Origin of the sequence: Streptomyces sp. P1-3 (assembly GCF_050613155.1) — a bacterium.
Classification (GTDB): domain Bacteria; phylum Actinomycetota; class Actinomycetes; order Streptomycetales; family Streptomycetaceae; genus Streptomyces.
On record NZ_CP192512.1, the window covers coordinates 2,046,143 to 2,064,496 of the forward strand.

The 18,354-nt window shown below is 70.9% G+C and carries 20 protein-coding genes; all 20 read right to left on the bottom strand.

Annotated elements, in window-relative coordinates:
• Positions 1 to 23 precede the first annotated feature (23 nt).
• The 20 genes from rlmN to rimM all read right to left on the bottom strand — a co-directional run bounded on the left by rlmN (position 24) and on the right by rimM (position 18,337).
• Entirely contained in the window at positions 24 to 1,130 is a 1,107-nt protein-coding gene (gene rlmN / locus ACQUSR_RS08355; protein ID WP_304464209.1) for a 23S rRNA (adenine(2503)-C(2))-methyltransferase RlmN, read from the bottom strand.
• Positions 1,131 to 1,221: 91 nt separating this feature from the next.
• Positions 1,222 to 2,355: a phosphatidate cytidylyltransferase gene (locus ACQUSR_RS08360; RefSeq protein WP_431041921.1), complete on the bottom strand. Its 1,134-nt coding sequence runs from the start codon at positions 2,353 to 2,355 to the stop codon at positions 1,222 to 1,224.
• Positions 2,355 to 2,912 (bottom strand): ribosome recycling factor, encoded by a 558-nt coding sequence (gene frr, locus ACQUSR_RS08365; protein WP_431041922.1) that lies wholly within the window; start codon positions 2,910 to 2,912, stop codon positions 2,355 to 2,357. The genes ACQUSR_RS08360 and frr overlap by 1 nt, the downstream gene beginning before the upstream one ends.
• A gap of 123 nt (positions 2,913 to 3,035) precedes the next feature.
• Positions 3,036 to 3,818 carry a UMP kinase gene (gene pyrH, locus ACQUSR_RS08370; RefSeq protein ID WP_431041923.1) on the bottom strand — a complete coding sequence of 261 codons (783 nt, stop codon included), beginning with the start codon at positions 3,816 to 3,818 and terminating at the stop codon, positions 3,036 to 3,038.
• A 157-nt stretch (positions 3,819 to 3,975) separates the two neighbouring features.
• Positions 3,976 to 4,812, bottom strand: a complete 837-nt coding sequence (gene tsf, locus ACQUSR_RS08375; protein WP_431041924.1) for a translation elongation factor Ts — start codon at positions 4,810 to 4,812, stop codon at positions 3,976 to 3,978.
• A 108-nt stretch (positions 4,813 to 4,920) separates the two neighbouring features.
• On the bottom strand, positions 4,921 to 5,793 hold the full coding sequence (gene rpsB / locus ACQUSR_RS08380; protein WP_431041925.1) for a 30S ribosomal protein S2: 873 nt from the start codon (positions 5,791 to 5,793) through the stop codon (positions 4,921 to 4,923).
• 1,096 nt (positions 5,794 to 6,889) lie between these two features.
• Complete coding sequence (locus ACQUSR_RS08385; RefSeq protein ID WP_431047449.1) at positions 6,890 to 7,429, bottom strand: TetR/AcrR family transcriptional regulator; 540 nt, start codon at positions 7,427 to 7,429, stop codon at positions 6,890 to 6,892.
• Positions 7,430 to 7,522: 93 nt separating this feature from the next.
• The gene (gene whiG / locus ACQUSR_RS08390) at positions 7,523 to 8,365 is read right to left on the bottom strand and encodes an RNA polymerase sigma factor WhiG (protein ID WP_431041926.1); all 843 of its coding nucleotides are present in this window, start codon (positions 8,363 to 8,365) and stop codon (positions 7,523 to 7,525) included.
• A 174-nt stretch (positions 8,366 to 8,539) separates the two neighbouring features.
• Complete coding sequence (gene dprA / locus ACQUSR_RS08395; protein ID WP_431041927.1) at positions 8,540 to 9,709, bottom strand: DNA-processing protein DprA; 1,170 nt, start codon at positions 9,707 to 9,709, stop codon at positions 8,540 to 8,542.
• Entirely contained in the window at positions 9,709 to 11,331 is a 1,623-nt protein-coding gene (locus tag ACQUSR_RS08400; RefSeq protein ID WP_431041928.1) for a YifB family Mg chelatase-like AAA ATPase, read from the bottom strand. Before ACQUSR_RS08400 ends, dprA begins: the two co-directional genes overlap by 1 nt.
• Positions 11,331 to 11,732 carry a YraN family protein gene (locus ACQUSR_RS08405; protein WP_431041929.1) on the bottom strand — a complete coding sequence of 134 codons (402 nt, stop codon included), beginning with the start codon at positions 11,730 to 11,732 and terminating at the stop codon, positions 11,331 to 11,333. Before ACQUSR_RS08405 ends, ACQUSR_RS08400 begins: the two co-directional genes overlap by 1 nt.
• A 92-nt stretch (positions 11,733 to 11,824) precedes the next feature.
• Complete coding sequence (locus tag ACQUSR_RS08410; RefSeq protein ID WP_009714730.1) at positions 11,825 to 12,133, bottom strand: DUF2469 domain-containing protein; 309 nt, start codon at positions 12,131 to 12,133, stop codon at positions 11,825 to 11,827.
• Positions 12,134 to 12,172: 39 nt separating this feature from the next.
• Positions 12,173 to 12,673 (bottom strand): NUDIX hydrolase, encoded by a 501-nt coding sequence (locus ACQUSR_RS08415; RefSeq protein WP_431041930.1) that lies wholly within the window; start codon positions 12,671 to 12,673, stop codon positions 12,173 to 12,175.
• Positions 12,666 to 13,415: a signal peptidase I gene (lepB, locus tag ACQUSR_RS08420; RefSeq protein WP_431041931.1), complete on the bottom strand. Its 750-nt coding sequence runs from the start codon at positions 13,413 to 13,415 to the stop codon at positions 12,666 to 12,668. Before lepB (ACQUSR_RS08420) ends, ACQUSR_RS08415 begins: the two co-directional genes overlap by 8 nt.
• A gap of 216 nt (positions 13,416 to 13,631) precedes the next feature.
• Complete coding sequence (gene lepB / locus ACQUSR_RS08425; RefSeq protein ID WP_431041932.1) at positions 13,632 to 14,558, bottom strand: signal peptidase I; 927 nt, start codon at positions 14,556 to 14,558, stop codon at positions 13,632 to 13,634.
• Positions 14,485 to 15,660 carry a signal peptidase I gene (gene lepB / locus ACQUSR_RS08430; protein ID WP_431041933.1) on the bottom strand — a complete coding sequence of 392 codons (1,176 nt, stop codon included), beginning with the start codon at positions 15,658 to 15,660 and terminating at the stop codon, positions 14,485 to 14,487. The genes lepB (ACQUSR_RS08425) and lepB (ACQUSR_RS08430) overlap by 74 nt, the downstream gene beginning before the upstream one ends.
• Positions 15,653 to 16,450, bottom strand: coding sequence for a signal peptidase I (lepB, locus tag ACQUSR_RS08435; protein ID WP_431041934.1), 798 nt, complete (start codon positions 16,448 to 16,450; stop codon positions 15,653 to 15,655). The genes lepB (ACQUSR_RS08430) and lepB (ACQUSR_RS08435) overlap by 8 nt, the downstream gene beginning before the upstream one ends.
• Before the next feature lie 44 nt (positions 16,451 to 16,494).
• Positions 16,495 to 16,845, bottom strand: coding sequence for a 50S ribosomal protein L19 (rplS, locus tag ACQUSR_RS08440; protein WP_304464196.1), 351 nt, complete (start codon positions 16,843 to 16,845; stop codon positions 16,495 to 16,497).
• Positions 16,846 to 16,976: 131 nt separating this feature from the next.
• Positions 16,977 to 17,792 carry a tRNA (guanosine(37)-N1)-methyltransferase TrmD gene (gene trmD, locus ACQUSR_RS08445; protein WP_431041935.1) on the bottom strand — a complete coding sequence of 272 codons (816 nt, stop codon included), beginning with the start codon at positions 17,790 to 17,792 and terminating at the stop codon, positions 16,977 to 16,979.
• The gene (gene rimM / locus ACQUSR_RS08450; RefSeq protein WP_431041936.1) at positions 17,792 to 18,337 is read right to left on the bottom strand and encodes a ribosome maturation factor RimM; all 546 of its coding nucleotides are present in this window, start codon (positions 18,335 to 18,337) and stop codon (positions 17,792 to 17,794) included. Before rimM ends, trmD begins: the two co-directional genes overlap by 1 nt.
• Between the last annotated feature and the right edge of the window lie 17 nt (positions 18,338 to 18,354).

An 18,354-nucleotide genomic window follows, 5' to 3' on the forward strand; every position in this document is an offset into this window, starting at 1 on the left:
AGCCGGGCCGTTCCGGCCTCGGTTCAGCGCTCGGCGGCCGCGAGCTGCCCGCAGGCGCCGTCGATCTCCTGGCCCCGGGTGTCCCGGACGGTCACGGGCACGCCATGGGCCTCCAGCGCGGCGACGAAGGCCTTCTCGTCCTCGGGACGGGAGGCCGTCCACTTCGACCCGGGGGTCGGGTTCAGCGGGATGAGGTTCACATGCACCCGGTGGCCCTTGAGGAGCCGGCCGAGCAGGTCTGCCCGCCACGCCTGGTCGTTGATGTCCTTGATCAGCGCGTACTCGATGGAGATCCGGCGACCGGACTTCTCGGCGTACTCCCAGGCGGCGTCGAGGACCTCGCGGACCTTCCAGCGGGTGTTCACGGGGACGAGGGTGTCGCGCAGCTCGTCGTCGGGCGCGTGCAGCGATACGGCGAGGCGGCACTTGAAGCCCTCGTCCGCGAACCGCAGCATCGCCGGGACCAGGCCGACCGTGGAGACGGTGATGCCGCGCTGCGACAGTCCCAGCCCGTCCGGCTCGGGGTCGGTGAGCCGCCGGATGGCGCCGACGACGCGGTTGTAGTTGGCCAGCGGCTCGCCCATCCCCATGAAGACGATGTTCGACAGCCGCGCCGGTCCACCGGGGATCTCCCCGTCGCGCAGGGCCCGCATCCCGTCGACGATCTGGTGCACGATCTCGGCCGTGGACAGGTTCCGGTCCAGTCCGGCCTGGCCGGTGGCGCAGAACGGGCAGTTCATGCCGCACCCCGCCTGCGAACTGATGCACATGGTGACCCGGTCCGGGTACCGCATCAGGACCGACTCGACGAGCGTGCCGTCGAAGAGCCGCCACAGGGTCTTGCGCGTGGTGTCGTCGTCGCAGGAGATGTGCCGTACGACGCTCATGAGGTCGGGCAGCAACTCACTGGCCAGCTTCTCGCGGGCCGCCGCCGGGATGTCGGTCCACTGCGCCGGGTCGTGGGCGTACCGGGCGAAGTAGTGCTGCGACAGCTGCTTGGCGCGGAACGGCTTCTCGCCGATGGCGGCGACGGCCTCCCTGCGCTCGGCGGGCGAGAGGTCGGCGAGATGCCGCGGCGGCTTCTTGGCTCCGCGCGGGGCGACGAAAGTGAGTTCTCCGGGCTTCGGCATGGTCGTACCAGTGTCGCAGACGCGAGCGAAGGGCCCCGCCATCCTGTGGATAACGGGACCCTCCGTCACGTTCGCGCAGCTCAGCGGCGTTCTACCCCTGCCCGACGAAGATCACCAGCAGCAGCCACACCACCGGCGCCGTCGGCAGCAGCGAGTCCAGCCGGTCCATGATGCCGCCGTGGCCGGGGAGCAGGTTGCCCATGTCCTTGATCCCGAGATCCCGCTTGATCATGGACTCGCCGAGGTCGCCGAGGGTCGCGCTGATCGCGACGGCGAGCCCGAGCAGCATGCCCTGCCACCAGACACCGTCGTCGATCAGGTACTGCATGCACAGCGCGCCCGCCGCCATGGCGAAGACGATCGCGCCCAGCAGCCCCTCCCGCGTCTTGCCGGGGCTGATGCGCGGCGCGAGCCTGTGCTTGCCGAAGCGCCAGCCGACGGCGTACGCGCCGGTGTCGCTGACCACGGTCAGCAGCAGGAAGGTGACCACCCGCTTCGGCCCGTCGTCGGCGGCCAGCATGAGCGCCACGAAGGTGGCGAGGAACGGGACGTAGAACGCCGTGAAGACGCCGGCGGTCACATCGCGCAGGTAGTTCTCCGGCGGCTCGGTCATCCGCCAGACGAGCACCGCGAGCGCGGTGAGCGCCACGGCGACCCACGCGCCCTCGGCACCGCGCGCGTATCCGGCGATGACCATGGCGACGCCGCCGACGGCCAGCGGGATCAGCGGGGCGCGGATCTCCTTGCGTTCGGCGAGCCGTGAGGTGAGCTCCCACAGGCCGACGACCACGGCGAGTGCTATCACACCGAGGAAGACCGGCTTGTAGATGAACAGCGACGCGATGATGACCGCGCCCAGGCCGACGCCGACCCCTATCGCGGCCCGCAGATCGCGGCCCGCGCTCTTCTTGGCGGGCGCGGGCGCGGGTACCGGGTCGTGGGCCGGGGCGGCACTGTCGCGGTGAGCGGCAGGGGCGGGTGGCCGGGCTGGCTCGTGCGTCCGGCCCGCAGGTTCCGGCTCGTCGCGGAACAGGGGGCCGCTCGGCCGAGCGGCCCCCTGGTCACGGTCGTCCTGGTTTCCGCCTGCGTCGGGCACGGTGGGCATGGGCCGAGTCTGCGCCGCTTCGCCCACCTTGTGCGCGGGACCCGCCGACATGGCCAGTCCTTGGTCTGTCGGGCCCCAGTATCCGGCGCGTGGCGGGGCCCCCCAGGCAGAGTCGTTCATCAGACCTCAAGCAACTCGGCTTCCTTGTGCTTGAGCAGCTCGTCGACCTGGGCCACGTACTTCGCGGTGGTGTCGTCGAGCTCCTTCTCGGCGCGGCGCACCTCGTCCTCGCCGGTCTCCTTGTCCTTGACGAGCTTGTCGAGGGACTCCTTGGCCTTGCGGCGGACGCTGCGGATCGAGATCTTCGCGTCCTCGCCCTTGCCCTTGGCGACCTTGATGAACTCCTTGCGGCGCTGCTCGGTGAGCTCCGGGAACACCACGCGGATGATGCTGCCGTCGTTGCTCGGGTTGACGCCGAGGTCCGAGTCACGGATCGCCTGCTCGATGTTGCGCAGCGCGCTCTTGTCGAACGGGGTCACCACGGCCATGCGCGGTTCCGGCACCGAGAAGGACGCCAGCTGGTTGATCGGCGTCATCGCACCGTAGTAGTCCGCCACGATCTTGTTGAACATCGCCGGGTGCGCACGCCCGGTGCGGATCGCGGCGAAGTCCTCCTTGGCGACCACAACGGCCTTCTCCATCTTCTCCTCGGCCTCGAGGAGGATCTCTTCGATCACCACTTGCTCCTGGTGTTATCAGTAAGCAGAGCCTCGCCCCTGCGTGCGTCTTCTCCTGCACGGTGTCCGACCGGCAGGCCGTTGTCCATCCCCGTAAAGGGCTGTGTAGCCGGCGTCAGGCTGTCAGGCCCGGGTGCCCTCGTCGCTCACGAGCGTGCCGATCTTCTCACCCTTCACCGCGCGCGCGATATTGCCCTCGGTGAGGAGCTCGAAGACGAGGATCGGCAGCTTGTTGTCGCGGCAGAGGGTGATGGCGGTGGCGTCGGCGACCTTGAGGTCGCGGGCGATCACCTCGCCGTACTCCAGGGCGTCGAACTTCACCGCGTCGGGGTTGGCCTTGGGGTCGGAGTCGTAGACCCCGTCCACGCCGTTCTTCCCCATCAGGAGCGCCTCGGCGTGGATCTCCAGGGCACGCTGGGCGGCGGTGGTGTCGGTGGAGAAGTACGGCATGCCCATACCCGCGCCGAAGATCACGACGCGGCCCTTCTCCAGGTGCCGTACCGCACGGAGCGGGATGTACGGTTCCGCGACCTGCCCCATGGTGATGGCGGTCTGGACGCGGGAGTCGATGCCCTCCTTCTCCAGGAAGTCCTGGAGGGCGAGGCAGTTCATGACGGTTCCGAGCATGCCCATGTAGTCCGAGCGCGCCCGGTCCATGCCCCGCTGCTGCAGCTCGGCGCCGCGGAAGAAGTTGCCACCGCCGATGACGACGGCGATCTCGGCGCCGTCCCGGACGACCGCGGCGATCTCCCGGGCCATGGTGTGCACGACGTCGGGGTCGACGCCGAGCGCCCCGCCGCCGGCGAATGCCTCGCCGGACAGCTTCAGCAGGAACCGGCGCGGTTTGCTGCCGCCATGAGCTTGCTTGTCGCCGGCGGCCTGTGTGGCGTCATCGCCCTGATTCATTGGAGATCTCCTCGTGCACATACGAAGAAGGCCACTGCCGGATGGGTCTTCGACCTCTGCGGCAATGGCCTCCTCGTCACATCTGCGGCCGGCCGGTTGACGGCTGGCTGCGTACGACCCTAGCGGGGCCGCACGTCATTCGCTGCCCTTGTCGGGCTCAGGCGCCGACGCGGATGCGCGCAAAGCGCTTCAGCGTGACACCGGCCTCGGCCAGGACCTTCTCGACGGTCTTCTTGTTGTCCTTGGCGAACGGCTGCGCGAGCAGCGTGTTCTCCTTGAAGAAGCCGTTGACGCGACCCTCGACGATCTTCGGCAGGGCAGCCTCGGGCTTGCCCTCCTCCTTCGCGGTGGCCTCGGCGACCTGGCGCTCCTTCTCGACGACCTCGGCCGGGACGTCCTCACGGGAGAGGAACTTCGGCGCGAAGGCGGCGATGTGCTGCGCGATGTCCTTGGCGACCTCGGCGTTCTCCTTGTCCAGCTCGACCAGGACGCCGACCTGCGGCGGCAGGTCCGGGCTGGTGCGGTGCATGTACGCGGAGACGTAGCCGTCGGTGAACTGCGCGAAGCGGTCCAGGACGATCTTCTCGCCCAGCGTGGCGTTGGCCTCGTCGACGAACGCCTGGACGGTCTTGCCGGCCTCGATCTCGGAGGCGAGCAGGGCCTCCAGGTCGGCCGGGGTGGTCTTGGCGGCGTGGGCGGCCAGAGCCTCGGCGACGGCCACGAACTTGTCGCCCTTGGCGACGAAGTCGGTCTCGCACTTCAGCTCCAGCAGGACGCCGGAGGTGTTGTCGTCGGCGATCAGGGAGACGACGGCACCGTTCTCGGCGGTGCGGCTCTCACGCTTGGCCACACCCTTCTGGCCCTTGATGCGCAGCAGCTCGACGGCCTTCTCGACGTTGCCCTCGGCCTCGTCCAGCGCCTTCTTGCAGTCCATCATGCCGGCGCCGGTGAGCTCACGGAGCTTCTTGACGTCAGCGGCGGTGAAGTTCGCCATGGTCTGTTTTTCTCTTCTCGAAAGTCTCGAAGTCTCGATCGGAAGTCGATGCCCTACGGGTGGACGGCGGGGGCGCGGGGCCCCCGCCGTCAACGACCGTGAGGGGCGTCAGGCCTGCTCGGCGTCGGCGGCCGGAGCCTCGGCAGCCGGAGCCTCGGCGGCCGGGGCCTCAGCGGCGGCCTCGGCCGGCTTCTCGGCCTCGTCGGCCTTCTTGTCGCCCTCGAGCAGGTCGCGCTCCCACTCGGCCAGCGGCTCGCCGGCGGCCTTCTCACCCTTGCCCTCGGCAGCGCCGGAGCGGGCGATGAGGCCCTCGGCGACGGCGTCGGCGATCACACGGGTGAGCAGGGTGACGGAGCGGATCGCGTCGTCGTTGCCCGGGATCTTGTAGTCGACCTCGTCCGGGTCGCAGTTGGTGTCGAGGATCGCGACGACCGGGATGCGGAGCTTGCGCGCCTCACCGACGGCGATGTGCTCCTTCTTGGTGTCGACGATCCAGACGGCGCTCGGCACCTTCTGCATCTCGCGGATACCGCCGAGGGTCTTCTCCAGCTTGGCCTTCTCGCGGGAGAGGACCAGGAGCTCCTTCTTGGTGAGGCCGGAGGCGGCCACATCCTCGAAGTCGATCTGCTCGAGCTCCTTCAGGCGCTGCAGGCGCTTGTAGACGGTCGAGAAGTTGGTGAGCATGCCGCCCAGCCAGCGCTGGTTGACGTAGGGCATGCCGACGCGGGTCGCCTGCTCGGCGATCGCCTCCTGCGCCTGCTTCTTGGTGCCGACGAACATGATGGAGCCGCCGTGCGCGACGGTCTCCTTGACGAACTCGTAGGCGCGGTCGATGTACGACAGCGACTGGAGCAGGTCGATGATGTAGATGCCGTTGCGCTCGGTGAAGATGAAGCGCTTCATCTTCGGGTTCCAACGGCGGGTCTGGTGCCCGAAGTGGACGCCGCTCTCCAGCAGCTCCCGCATCGTGACGACGGCCATGGCCGTACTCCTTGAGGTACTCGGTTCCGCGGTGACCGGGCGGCCGCCGCGCCTGACGCCCCGGCGCGCCTGCCACGGAGAGGTCTGGCGGGACCTTCCGAGGACCGAGGGACGCGGCCGCCGGGCTGCCCGAGAAGGCGGAGGACCGGTGGCGGGGCGTGCGAAGTCGACCCGGTGACCCGGATCGCCATAAGAAGTGTACGGGACCGGTGCGGTGCCGGGTGACGGCGCTATCCACAACCGGGGCGTTGTCCACAGAACCAAGGCAAGATCCCCGCGCACCGCCGAGGCGCGGGACGGTACCCCCATGCGATCACACAGCGCCCTCGCGCCCACCGTCCCGATCATCCCGGCCGTGCTGGCGATCTTGTCCCTCGTCCTTCTCGGCGGGGCCGCTCCGGCCGTCGCCGACGATCGCCCGGACCGCGCCTGGCCCGTCGGTGTGCGACCCGCGGTGTTACGGGGCTGGGAGCCTCCCGCCTCGGACTACGGTCCCGGCCACCGGGGCGTGGATCTGGCGGCCGCCCCGGGCGAGACCGTGCGGGCCGCGGCTCCCGGAACGGTCGCCTTCGCCGGAAGGGTGGCCGGGCGCGGGGTGGTCTCCATCGTGCTCGGCTTCCCGGGGCCCGGCGGCCGGGAGGCGCCCCCAGCCGGGCGGCCGCGGCTGCGGATCACGTATGAACCGATCCGTCCCGGCGTCCGGAAGGGTGAGCAGGTCACCGCGGGCCAACCGGTGGGCGTACTGGCCGCGGGCCCCTTCCACTGCTCCACCGGCTGCCTCCATTGGGGGCTCAGACGCGGCGACCGCTACCTCGATCCACTGTCACTGCTGCCCCCGTCGATGCTGCGCCGCGGCCCCTCCCGGCTGCTCCCGGTCTTCGGCGTGCCGGAGCAGCCGGAACATCCGGATCAAGCCGTCGCGGAGCCTTCGACGCCTGTGCGGGACCGGTCCGGCGCCCGGCCGGCCGGGTGGCTGGACCTCGTCCCGGTAGCCACGCTCGCGGCCGCCTCGTGCTGGGCCCGGCTGCGGCTGTCCGCCGGGCACCGCGCCCGAAGGCACATAGGCGGGGACGGAACGGGCAGGTGGGCGGCGGGGTCAGCCGCGGACGCCGCGGAGCGCCATGGCGACGGCCGCCTCCGTGATGTGCTCCGGGTCTTCCGCCGCGCCCAGCTCGATACGACGGACGGCGGCGTCCACGACCCCCTGGAGCAGCATCGCGGCCAGCCGCGGCTGCTCGTGGCCGAGGCCGCTGAGCGCTTCGACGACCATGGCGATCAGCCCGCCGTGCGCGGCGCGGATCTTCTCGCGGGCTCCGGCATCCAGCTCCCCCGCCGAGATCGCCACGACGGCCCGGTGGCGCCGGTCGCCGACGAGCGCGAGCTGCTGTCGCACATATGCCTCGATCTTCGCCTCGGGTGTGTCGGCGCGTTCCATCGCGGCCTCGACCTCGGCGGCCCAGACCGGGAAGTCGACGGCGCACAGTTCCTCGACGACCGCCGCCCGGGAGCGGAAGTACTCGTAGACGGAGGACCGCGCGAGGCCGGTACGCTCGGCGAGAGCGGGGAAGGTCAGGGCCTCCGTACCGCCCTCGGACAGCAGGGATCGGGCGGCGTCCAGCAGGGCGCCGCGCTGCATCGTCCGGTGCTCGGCCACTGAGGCCGCTCGAATCCTGGGCACGTGACCACTGTACGAAAGGCGTCCCGCGAAGGGCGATCCTGGAGGGACGATTCAGCGTCCGACGTCGGCCAGTTTCGCGCGCAGCTGGAGTACCGATTTCGTGTGGATCTGGCTGACCCGGCTCTCGGTGACGCCGAGGACCTGGCCGATTTCGGCCAGGGTGAGCCCCTCGTAGTAGTAGAGGGTCACGACAGTCTTCTCCCGGTCCGGGAGGGTGTTGATCGCGCGGGCGAGCAGTCGGCGCAGCTCCCGGTCCTCGGCCACCTCGACGGGGTTGTCGGCGGCGGTGTCCTCCAGGGTGTCCATGAGGCTGAGCCGGTCACCGCCCTCGCCGCCCACGTGGAGCAGCTCCTCGAGCGCCACCACGTTGGCGAGCGACAACTGGCTGAAGACGCCGTGCAGTTCGTCGAGGCCGATGTTCATCTCCGCGGCGACCTCGGCTTCGGTGGGAGTGCGGCGCAGGGCCGCCTCCAGGGTCGCGTAGGCACGCTCCACCTCGCGGGCCTTCTGCCGCACCGAGCGCGGGATCCAGTCCAGAGCCCGCAGTTCGTCGATCATGGCACCCCGGATCCGGGTGATCGCGTACGTCTCGAACTTGATGGCCCGCTCGGGCTCGAACTTCTCGATGGCGTCGATGAGTCCGAAGACTCCGGAGGAGACGAAGTCCGCCTGCTCGACATTGGACGGCAGCCCGACGCTGACCCGGCCCGCCACGTATTTGACCAGCGGCGAGTAGTGCAGGATCAGCTGCTCCCGCAGCCGTTCGTCGCCGGTCGCCTTGTACGAGCGCCACAGCTCGTCGAGCGGGGAGGGAGCGGCAGGGTGCGGCACGGCGCCGCCGGAACCGGCGGTCGGCGCCGCCGTGCGGTCAGACCCGGAGATGTGCTGGGGCATTCGTCGCCTTGAGCCGTTCTGCCGTGAGAGAGGGGCGGTGGAGGTGAGGGTGCGCTCCCGCCGGAGACTCCATGCGTGAAGCGTCACGCGGTCGCCGCGGTAAGCGGCGGATGGCGGTTCGGTGGTGCGCGGATACGGTCATCGCCTCAACCCTTTCACCCGATTGCCCCAAATCTAAGGACCGCCTCGCCGGGCGGCGCCGTTGCCGCCGACCGGCCGTACCAACGTCCAGCGGTCGCCAGACCGTTCGACGAAACCGAGGGCGAGCAGCTCCTGAAGCCGGTACAGCGCCTCTTCGCGGCCGGTCCCGGAGTCCCGGGCCACTTCGAGCGTTTCGCTGCCACCCTGTGCCGACAACGCGTCCAGGACGCGTGCCGTCACGGTGTGCAGCGTGTCGCGTGCGACGAGAGGTCCTCGGCGCACCGGCGCGAGGTCGCCGATGTCCCCGATCAGCTCGACCACATCGGCTGCGTCGGTCACCACATGGGCTTCGCCCCGCAGGAGTTCGTTCACCCCCGCGGACAGCCCGCTGGTGACCGGTCCGGGCACGCCCATGGTGGCGCGCCCGAGGTCGAGCGCGCGGCGGGCGGTGACCAAGGATCCGCTGCGGTACTGGGCTTCGACGACCACGGTGCCGCGGGTGAGGGCGGCGATGACACGGTTGCGCAACACGAAGCGGCCGCGGGTGGGGTGTCCGCCGGGGGGTAACTCGGCGATCACCAGCCCCTGTTCCGTGATGTGTTCGATGAGTTCGGTGTGGCCGCGCGGGTAGGGCACGTTGACGCCGGAGGCCAGTACCGCGATGGTCGCGCCGCCTGCCGCGAGCGTCCCGCGGTGCGCGGCGGCGTCCACCCCGTGGGCAGCGCCTGAGACCACCACCCACCCGCGCTCGGCGAGGCCGGATCCGAGCGTGGAGGCGACATATGCCCCGTAGTCCGAACAGGCTCGGGCTCCTACGACGGCGACGGAGCGCAGGGCCCACAGCCGCAGCGAGGCGGTTCCCCGGGCCCACAGCCCCACGGGGCGGGCGTCCCCCAGATCGTCGAGCTGCGTGGGCCACTCCAGGTCGCCGGGGCAGATGAAGGTACCGCCGAGCCGGGCGACGGTCGCGAGGTCGGCCGCCGGGTCGAGGTCGGCGGCCCGCAGCGCGCAGCCGGCCAGCCGCCGCCGGCCCGCGTCGGGCGGCGGGGCCGCCCGGCCGGTGAGCGCCTGGAGCAGTTCCACGGCCCCGAGCCCGCGCAGCCAGCGCCCCACTGCCGGGTCCCCGGGTTCCACGAGCCGGGTGAGCGCCGCGCGTGCGAGCCGCTCCTCGTCGCTGACGCCGCGGCCCTGCTGTTGCGCCATCACCGCTCCCCCGATCCGACCGGCACGCTGCGCCCGACCCCCGTGCGCAGGTGCAGGGCCTGGGCCACGTCCTCGGCTGTGGGTCTGTCATGCCCGGCGAGGTCCGCGACGGTCCAGGCGACGCGCAGCACCCGGTCCAGCCCGCGCGCGGTGAGCAGGCCGTGCTCCAGGTCTGTCTCGGCCTCTCGCAGCGCACCCGGTGCGGGGTACCAGCGGGTGCGCAGCTCATGGCCGGGTACGTCGCTGTTGGTGGTCCAGGGCGTCTCCGTGTAGCGGGCGAGGGCGCGGGCACGAGCCTCCAGCACGCGGGCGGCGACGGAGGCGGTGTTCTCCGCGCCACCGGGTGGTGCGGCCAGTTCGGCTCGGGACACGGGCGAGACGTGGACGCGCAGGTCGATCCGGTCCAGCAGGGGGCCGGAGAGCCTGCCCTGGTACCGGCGGATCGCCATGGGGGTGCAGTCGCAGCCGTCGCCCCACTGGGTGTGGCGGCCGCAGGGACAGGGATTCGCGGCGAGGAGGAGCAGGAACCGGGCGGGCATGCGCATCATTCCCGCGGAGCGGGCGACGACGACGTGCCCTGACTCCAGAGGCTGGCGCAGGGCGTCCAGAGCCTTGCCGCTGAACTCGGGCGCTTCGTCGAGGAAGAGCACTCCTCGATGCGCCAGGGAAACCGCTCCGGGGCGGGGCAGTCCGTTGCCGCCGCCGACGAGGGCGGCCATGGTCGCGGAGTGGTGCGGTGAGCAGTAGGGCGGGGCGTCGACGAGCGGCTTGCCGGGTGGGAGCACTCCGGCGACGGAGTGAACGGCGGTGACCTCCAGGGCTTCCTTCTGCGTGAGGGGCGGCAGAAGGCCGGGGAGGCGTTCAGCGAGCATCGTCTTCCCCGCGCCCGGCGGCCCCATGAGCAGCAGGTGGTGTCCTCCGGCCGCGGCGACCTCCAGGGCCTTGCGGGCGGCGAGCTGGCCGGCGACCTCGGCCATGTCCGGCTGGCGGGTCGCGACGGGCGAGCCGGCGAGGACGCCGGTGCCCGCTCCGGCTCCGGGGACCATGAGTCCGGCCAGCATGGCGTCGGGCCGCCCGTCGTCCGGCGGCCGCTCCTCCTCGGGTACCGGTTCGTCCGTGAGGATCGCGATGAGCTGGCGCAGACTCCGTACCCCGAGCACGGAGACGCCTGGCACCAGGGCCGCTTCGGCGGCGGTCTGCTCGGGCACGACGACGTGCCGGTACCCCGCGTCGGCCGCGGCCAGCACCGCGGGCAGGACTCCGCGCACGGGCCGGACCCGGCCGTCGAGGCCCAGCTCCCCGATCATCATCAGATCGGCCAGCTCGCGCGGATCGAGACGCTCCGCCGCGCCCAGTACCGCGCAGGCCACCGCCAGGTCGAAGCCGCTGCCGCCCTTGGGAACGGAGGCGGGGCTGAGGCCGACCGTGAGCTTCTTCTGCGGCCACTCGGCCCCCGAGTTGAGCACGGCCGCGCGGACCCTGTCGCGGCTTTCGATCAGGCTCTTGTCGGGCAGGCCGACCAGGGTGAACGCGGCCACGCCCGGTTCGAGGTCGGCCTGGACCTCCACGACCACGCCTTCGACACCGACGAGGGCCACCGAGCAGGTGCGGGCGAAACCCATCAGGCGGCCCCCCGCACGTGCTCGATGACGGGCGCGCCGCGACCGGGCACCAGCACGGCGATCACATCGATGCGCGCACCGCCCGGGGGCGGCCCGCCGTGCTGCTCCAGCCAGCGCTCCGCGAGCCGGCGCAGCCGCTCCGCCTTGCGCGGCGTGACGGCCGCCATGGGGTGTTCGAACACCCCGGCCCTGCGGGTCTTGACCTCGCAGATGACCAGCGCGTCGCCGTCGCGGGCGACGATATCGATCTCACCCGCGCGGCATCGCCAGTTCCGGGCCAGGACGGTCATTCCGGCGCCGGTCAGGCGACGTGCGGCGATGTCCTCGCCGTAGCGGCCGAGGGCGGTTCGGGCCCGTGACGTCGTGGGTGCGAGGGGTCGTCCCTCGGGTGACTGTGGCATCGGCACCACCTCCGGTACCGACTCTGCGGCTCCGGTGCCGACCCATGGGATCTTGCTGGTTTTCGGTGGACAAGCCGCGGCTTGTGGATAACTCAGCCACCCGGAAGGTCGAGGTCGCTCTTGTTCAGCTCCTCGATGTTCACGTCCTTGAACGTGAGCACGCGCACCTGCTTGACGAAGCGGGCCGGCCGGTACATGTCCCAGACCCAGGCGTCAGCCATCGAGACCTCGAAGAAGACCTCGCCCTGAACCGAGTGCACCTGCATCTCGTAGTCGTTGGTGAGGTAGAAGCGCCGCTCGGTCTCGATCACGTATTTGAACAGTCCGACGACATCGCGGTACTCCCGGTAGAGCTTCAGCTCCATCTCGGTCTCGTACTTTTCGAGGTCCTCGGCGCTCATGGCATGTTCCCCTTCAGCCGTGCGTCCCCCCATTGTGCGTCAGACACGCTCAGTCTCCAGGACCACGGGCGCGGCCGGGGGGCCGTCGTCGAGCAGCGTACGCAGCAACGCGGCGAGCTTGGTGGGGTACACGGTCTCACGGGTGGCGGCCAGTTCCTCGCATGTCCACCAGCGCAACCCGGTCACGCTGCGCTGTTCCAGCTCGGTGATGTCGCCCAGCTGAGCGCCGGTCTGCGCCGTACGCCCCAAGTAGTACCACTCATCCTGGTCCCAGCGGCGCCCGGCGAACGGGAAGGAGCAGATTCGCCGCCACAGCACGGGCCCCAGCTCCACCTCGGTGATACCGGTCTCCTCAACCAGCTCCCGACGCGCCGCCTCTTCCCGCGTCTCGTCGCCCTCCAGCCCGCCGCCAGGGGTGAACCACCAGGTCGACGTCGGGTCGTCGGGTTCGTAGCCGTGCAGCAGCAGGATCCGGTCCCGCGGGTCCAGCAGGACCACGCGGGCCACCTTCCGCAGTTGCCCGCCGCCGCTGTCAGCCACTGACCGCCTCCGGGGTCCGCCGGGGTTTCCGGCCGCGCGCCGCGACGCGGGCGATGGGCCCGTACGCCGCGCCACCGAGGATCAGGACGGCTCCGGCGAGGACGGCGATCGTGAGCGGGCGCAGCGGGCCCGGCTCGGAGATGCCGCCGGGCAGCTCCGTGAATCCGGTGGGCTTTTCGAGCATGCCGAAGTTGTCCATCGGCCAGGCGGTGGCGTCCACCCGGGCGCTCACGGCGTCGCGCGCCACGGCGCCGCGGGCGCTGTCGGTGAGGTGCTTGCGCGAGTCCAGCGAGTCGTTGCGGTGATCACCGAGGAGGAAGAGCTTGTCCTTGGGCACGGTGGCACTGAACGTCGTGGGCGAGGCCGGCCCCTCGGGCAGATACGGTTCTTCGATCGGCTCGCCGTCGACCGTCAGCCGACCCTGCTTGTCGCAGCACTCCACCCTGTCGCCGCCGACGCCGACGACGCGCTTGACCATCGGCTGGTCGCCCCAGGCCTTGTCCTTGAAGACCACGACGTCGCCGCGGCGCACCTCGTCGCCGTCGATGCGCTCCGCCAGGACCCGGGAGCCCTGGGCGATGGTCGGGGCCATGGAGTCCGTCGGGACGGTGTACGGCTGGTAGAGCACGGCGCCCCAGATGAATCCGCCGAGGAACAGCACGCAGCCGACGGCCACGGCCAGCCCGGACAGCACTCTGCCCGGCCCGCCGCGGCCGTCACCCGTTCGCCGTGCTCCACTCATCCCCGTGCTCCCGCCCCGTGCTGGGGGTCCTGGTGGCAGACCCCGCGTTGAAGATCCGGTTCCGTATGCCGTGTGGCATGGAATCGCACCTTACCCGGCGGTTCGGACGCGCGTCAGCAGTCCGGCCCTGAGCGGTCCCGTCGTGAGCAGTCCGTCATGTGCGGTCCCGTCGCGGCCTGCCCTCGCGTGAGCGGCACGCCGCGAGCGGTGCGGCCGTCAGCCGTCCTCGCGGGTGGCGTCGGCCCGGTCGCCCGGCGACGTGCCAGGCCGCGCGCCCGCGCCGACCTCGGCCTTGCGGATCAGCCTGCGGCGGCGCCACAGGACGATCGGCACGGCGCCCGCCAGCCCGAGTGCCGACGGAGCCGCCGCCATGGCGGTGCTGAGCCCCGGCTGGCCGAAGGTGTCCGGCACCGGAAGCGTGGCCCAGCGGTCGATCGGCCAGGCGACGACGAAAGCGCGCCCGACGACGTCGTCCACCGAGATCGTGCCGTCGTGCAGCTCCGGGTGGTAGCGCGAGTCCCGCGAGTCCTTGCGGTGGTCGCCCATCACCCACAGCCGACCGTCGGGCACCTTGACCGGCCCGAACGGACGGTTGTCACAGGGAGTGTTCCCGGGGAAGAGGTACGGCTCGTCGAGGGCCTTGCCGTTGACCTTGACCGGCCCGCCCGCCTTGCACTCCACCGTGTCGCCGCCGACCGCGATGACCCGCTTGATCAGGTCCTTCTCCTCGGCGGAAGGCATCAGGCCGACGAAGCTGAGGACCTTCTGGATCCCCTCGGCCACCGGACCGGAGTCGGTCTGCGGGGCCTCGTCCAGCCAGCCGCCCGGGTCGTGGAAGACGACGACCTCGCCGCGCTCGGGCTCCGAGCCGAACCAGGGAGTCAGCTTGTCCACCAGCACCCGGTCGCCACGCTGCAAGGTGTTCTGCATCGAGTCCGAGGGGATCGAGAACGCCTGCACCAGGAACGTCTTGATCAGCAGCGCCAGCAGCAGCGCGATACCGATCAGGATCGGCAGTTCCTTCCAGAAGGAGCGCTGCTTCTTCTTCGGCTTGCCGTCTCCCTCGCCGTCAGCGGTGCCGGCGGCGGTCTCGGAGTCCCCGGGCTGGGTGCCTGCCTCCGGCGTCCCTGCCCGCTCGGCCACCGCCTCGGCAGGACCCGTGGGCGTCCCGCCGGAGTCGACCGCCTCGTCGGCGGGCGGTTCCCCGGTCGTCTCGGACTGCTTGTCGGGCTCGTCGTGGCCGGACCGTGCGCCGACCGCCACATCCCCCACATCTACTCCTCACGCCGCGCTGCCGCCTGCGCCAGGTTCGACGCAGGCCCACCACTCCCATAACGAGCGGGAGTTCCGCAGGGGTCGGGAGCTGGACCATTCCATGCTGATCCGTGGGGGCAAGCCTATGCGCCGAGCCGTCCGCCTGCTGCTCGCCACTCGGCGCGTCCTTCACCGAAGCATATGTCGATGGCTCTTCCAGCCGGCGCCAGTGCCCGAACGGCCATGCGATCACGATCGCCCGGCCGACCACGAGGTCCTCCGAGACCGTGCCGTGCCCCTCCTCGTCCAGGTGGAAGCGGGAGTCCGCCGAGTCCGCGCGATGGTCGCCCATCATGAAGAGTCGGCCCTTGGGCACCTTGACCTTGAACCTGATCTTCGACGGCTCGTTGCCCGGATGCAGGTACGGCTCGTTCAGCGGGGTGCCGTTGACGGTGACCCGGCCATCCTTGTCGCAGCACTGCACCGTGTCGCCGCCGACCGCGACCACCCGCTTGATCAGGTCCTGCTCGTCGTCGGAGGGCAGCAGGCCGATGAAGGTGAGGAACTGCTTCGCCTGCTTGATCACCACCGGATCATCCGCCGGCGGCTTGCGCTCCTCCTTCAGCCAGTCGCCAGGGTCCTTGAAGACCACGACGTCCCCGCGCTCCGGCTTGGACCCGAACCAGGGGGTGAGCTTGTCCACGAGCACCCGGTCGCCGATCCTGATCGTCTGCTCCATGGAGCCCGACGGGATCACGAACGCCTGCACGAGGAACGTCTTGAGCACCAGCGCGATCAGCAGCGCCACGCCTATGAGGATCGGGATCTCCTTCACAGCGGAGCGGCGCCGCCGGCGCTTGATCCGGCGCAGCGCCTTGCGCCGCTCGGCCCGTCCGCCCGGTACCCGCTCCCCCGGCCGCTCGGCGCCGGCGCTGTGGGCGCCGCCGCCCGCCCGGCGCTGCCCGTGCCGCGGCCGTCCGCGGCTACCCATGGGCACCGCCCGGCTCCGGGACCCGGTCGAACGCCGTGGGACGGTCCAGCGAGCTCCAGCGGCCGAACGGCCAGCCGATCCAGTCGGCCCGCCCGATCACCTTGTCGACCGGGACGGTGCCCCCGCCCGGCGCGCCCAGGTGGTCACGGGAGTCCCGGGAGTCACTGCGGTGGTCCCCCATCACCCACAGCCTGCCCTCGGGTACGACGACGTCGAAGCGCACCAGCGAGGGGGCATCGCCCGGGTACAGGTACGGCTCGTCCACCGGATGCCCGTTCACCTTGATCCTCCCCCGCCGGTCGCAGCAGGTGACCCGGTCACCGCCGACGCCCACCACGCGCTTGACGTAGTCGGTCTCGGCCGGCTCGGCCACCCCGAGGGCCGCGCCCACCTCGCGCAGCAGCCCCGTCACCGGGTTCCCGGACGGCTCCCCCTGCACGAAGGAGCCGGTGCCGTCGAAGACCACCACATCGCCGCGGCGCGGCTCATCACCGAAACGGTACGCCAGCTTGTTCACCAGTACCCGGTCTCCGGGACGCAAGGTGTTCTCCATCGATCCACTGGGGATCAGGAACGGCTGGACGACGAAGGTGCTCACCAGGAGCACCACGGTGCAGCAGACCGCCGCGATCAGCGCGTACGGCCGCCAGCCACGCCAACGCGAAGAGTCCGGCGTACGAGAGCGCGATGAACCCGGCGTGCGCCAACGCGACGAGCGCGACCGCTCCTTCGCACTCTCATCGGGTGCGGAGGAGCGGTCGCGCTCGGAGACGGTTGCGTCGGTGTCCATCGGGCCAGAGCCTATCCGCCCTGCCCGGGACGCCCGACACCGCTTCAGTTGTCGCGCTTCTCCTTGATCTTCGCGGCCTTGCCGCGCAGGTCACGGAGGTAGTACAGCTTCGCACGGCGCACGTCACCGCGGGTGACGACCTCGATCTTCTCCACGATCGGGGTGTGCACCGGGAAGGTGCGCTCGACGCCGACGCTGAAGCTGACCTTGCGGACCGTGAAGGTCTCGCGCACGCCCGAGCCCTGGCGGCGGATGACGACGCCCTTGAACTGCTGCACACGGGAGCGGTTGCCCTCGATGACACGGACGTGGACGTTGACCGTGTCGCCGGGGCGGAAGGTCGGGATGTCGCTGCGCAGCGACGCGGCGTCGACGTTGTCGAGCAGGTGAGACATGAGTGTCTGCTTTCCTCGCCAATGCCACAGGTCATCGGCGGTATGTCGGGATGAGGATTGAAGTGCCGTCCGATCGGACCGGCGTCGTGTCCCCCTGTGGCAGGGGCGCCGGCCGGACGTACAGCAGCGCCCTATTCTTCCACGGCCTCGGCCGACGGCCCAAATCGGCCGTCCGGTTGCTCCTGCCAGCCCAGCTCGTCCAGCAGCTTGCGGTCGTGTTTGTCCAAGGTGGCGGGGTCGCAGCGCTCGATCAGGTCGGGGCGGTTGCGGCTCGTCCGCCGGAACGCCTCGTCCCGGCGCCAGCGGGCGATCTTGCCGTGGTGCCCGCTGACCAGGACCTCCGGAATGCCCCGGCCTCGCCACTGCGGCGGCTTGGTGTAGACGGGGCCCTCCAGAAGGTTCTCCATGGCGCCGGAGGCGAAGGAGTCGTCCTGGTGGGAGGCGGCGTTGCCCAGCACACCGGGCAGCAGCCGGGCCACCGCCTCGGTGATCACCAGCACGGCGGCCTCGCCGCCCGCGAGGACGTAGTCGCCTATGGAGACCTCGTGGACCTCGTACTGCTCGCCGTACTCCTCGATGACCCTGCGGTCGATGCCCTCGTAGCGGGCGGGCGTGAAGATCAGCCACGGCCGCTCCGACAGCTCGACGGCGAGCGCCTGGGTGAACGGGCGGCCGCTGGGGGTGGGGACGACGAGCGTCGGCTTGGGCTCCACCTCGCCGGAGGCGATGATCGCGTCCAGCGCCTCGCCCCACGGCTCGGGCTTCATGACCATGCCGGGTCCGCCGCCGTACGGGGTGTCGTCCACCGTGTTGTGCCGGTCGTGCGTCCACTCCCGCAGGTCGTGTACCCGTACGTCCAGCTGTCCGCGGGCGCGCGCCTTGCCGACCAGCGAGACGTTCAGCGGCTCGAGGTACTCGGGGAAGATCGTGACGACGTCGAGGCGCATCAGGACTCGTCCCTGCTGCTGGCGACCTCCGCCTGGGCCTCGTCGAGCAGGCCGGGCGGCGGGTCGATGACGGCCCGCTGCGCCTCCAGGTCGATCTCGGGCACGATCTCGCTGACGAACGGGACCATGATCTCTTGGCCGTCGGGCCGCTTGACGATCAGCAGGTCCTGGTACGGCAGGTGGGAGATCTCGGCGATCCGGCCGATCTCCGCGCCGTCGACGGTGACCACGTCGAGGTCGATCAGCTGGTGGTCGTAGAACTCCTCGGGGTCCTCCGGGACCTCGTCGGGGTCGACCTCGGCGATCAGCAGGACGTTCCGCAGTCCCTCCGCCGCGGTACGGTCCTTGACGCCCTCGAAGCGCAGCAGCAGGCGGCCGCTGTGCACCCGGCCGGTCTCGATCGTCAGCGGTCCGGCGGAGGCCGGTTCGGTGGCGAGCCGGGCGCCCGGCGCGAGCCGCAGCTCCGGCTCGTCGGTGCGCACCTCGACCGTGACCTCGCCCTTGATGCCGTGGGCGCGGCCGATTCGCGCGACTACCAGCTGCACTGTGATCAGTCCTTTCA

Excerpts from the sequence above, each read along its gene's own strand:
- rlmN (WP_304464209.1), bottom strand. The coding sequence starts at position 1,130 with ATGCCGAAGCCCGGAGAACTCACTTTCGTCGCCCCGCGCGGAGCCAAG.
- ACQUSR_RS08360 (WP_431041921.1), bottom strand. The coding sequence starts at position 2,355 with ATGAACGACTCTGCCTGGGGGGCCCCGCCACGCGCCGGATACTGGGGC.
- pyrH (WP_431041923.1), bottom strand. The coding sequence starts at position 3,818 with ATGAATCAGGGCGATGACGCCACACAGGCCGCCGGCGACAAGCAAGCT.
- tsf (WP_431041924.1), bottom strand. The coding sequence starts at position 4,812 with ATGGCGAACTTCACCGCCGCTGACGTCAAGAAGCTCCGTGAGCTCACC.
- rpsB (WP_431041925.1), bottom strand. The coding sequence starts at position 5,793 with ATGGCCGTCGTCACGATGCGGGAGCTGCTGGAGAGCGGCGTCCACTTC.
- ACQUSR_RS08385 (WP_431047449.1), bottom strand. The coding sequence starts at position 7,429 with ATGCAGCGCGGCGCCCTGCTGGACGCCGCCCGATCCCTGCTGTCCGAG.
- whiG (WP_431041926.1), bottom strand. The coding sequence starts at position 8,365 with ATGCCCCAGCACATCTCCGGGTCTGACCGCACGGCGGCGCCGACCGCC.
- dprA (WP_431041927.1), bottom strand. The coding sequence starts at position 9,709 with ATGGCGCAACAGCAGGGCCGCGGCGTCAGCGACGAGGAGCGGCTCGCA.
- ACQUSR_RS08400 (WP_431041928.1), bottom strand. The coding sequence starts at position 11,331 with ATGGGTTTCGCCCGCACCTGCTCGGTGGCCCTCGTCGGTGTCGAAGGC.
- ACQUSR_RS08405 (WP_431041929.1), bottom strand. The coding sequence starts at position 11,732 with ATGCCACAGTCACCCGAGGGACGACCCCTCGCACCCACGACGTCACGG.
- ACQUSR_RS08410 (WP_009714730.1), bottom strand. The coding sequence starts at position 12,133 with ATGAGCGCCGAGGACCTCGAAAAGTACGAGACCGAGATGGAGCTGAAG.
- lepB (WP_431041931.1), bottom strand. The coding sequence starts at position 13,415 with ATGAGTGGAGCACGGCGAACGGGTGACGGCCGCGGCGGGCCGGGCAGA.
- lepB (WP_431041933.1), bottom strand. The coding sequence starts at position 15,660 with ATGGGTAGCCGCGGACGGCCGCGGCACGGGCAGCGCCGGGCGGGCGGC.
- lepB (WP_431041934.1), bottom strand. The coding sequence starts at position 16,450 with ATGGACACCGACGCAACCGTCTCCGAGCGCGACCGCTCCTCCGCACCC.
- rplS (WP_304464196.1), bottom strand. The coding sequence starts at position 16,845 with ATGTCTCACCTGCTCGACAACGTCGACGCCGCGTCGCTGCGCAGCGAC.
- trmD (WP_431041935.1), bottom strand. The coding sequence starts at position 17,792 with ATGCGCCTCGACGTCGTCACGATCTTCCCCGAGTACCTCGAGCCGCTG.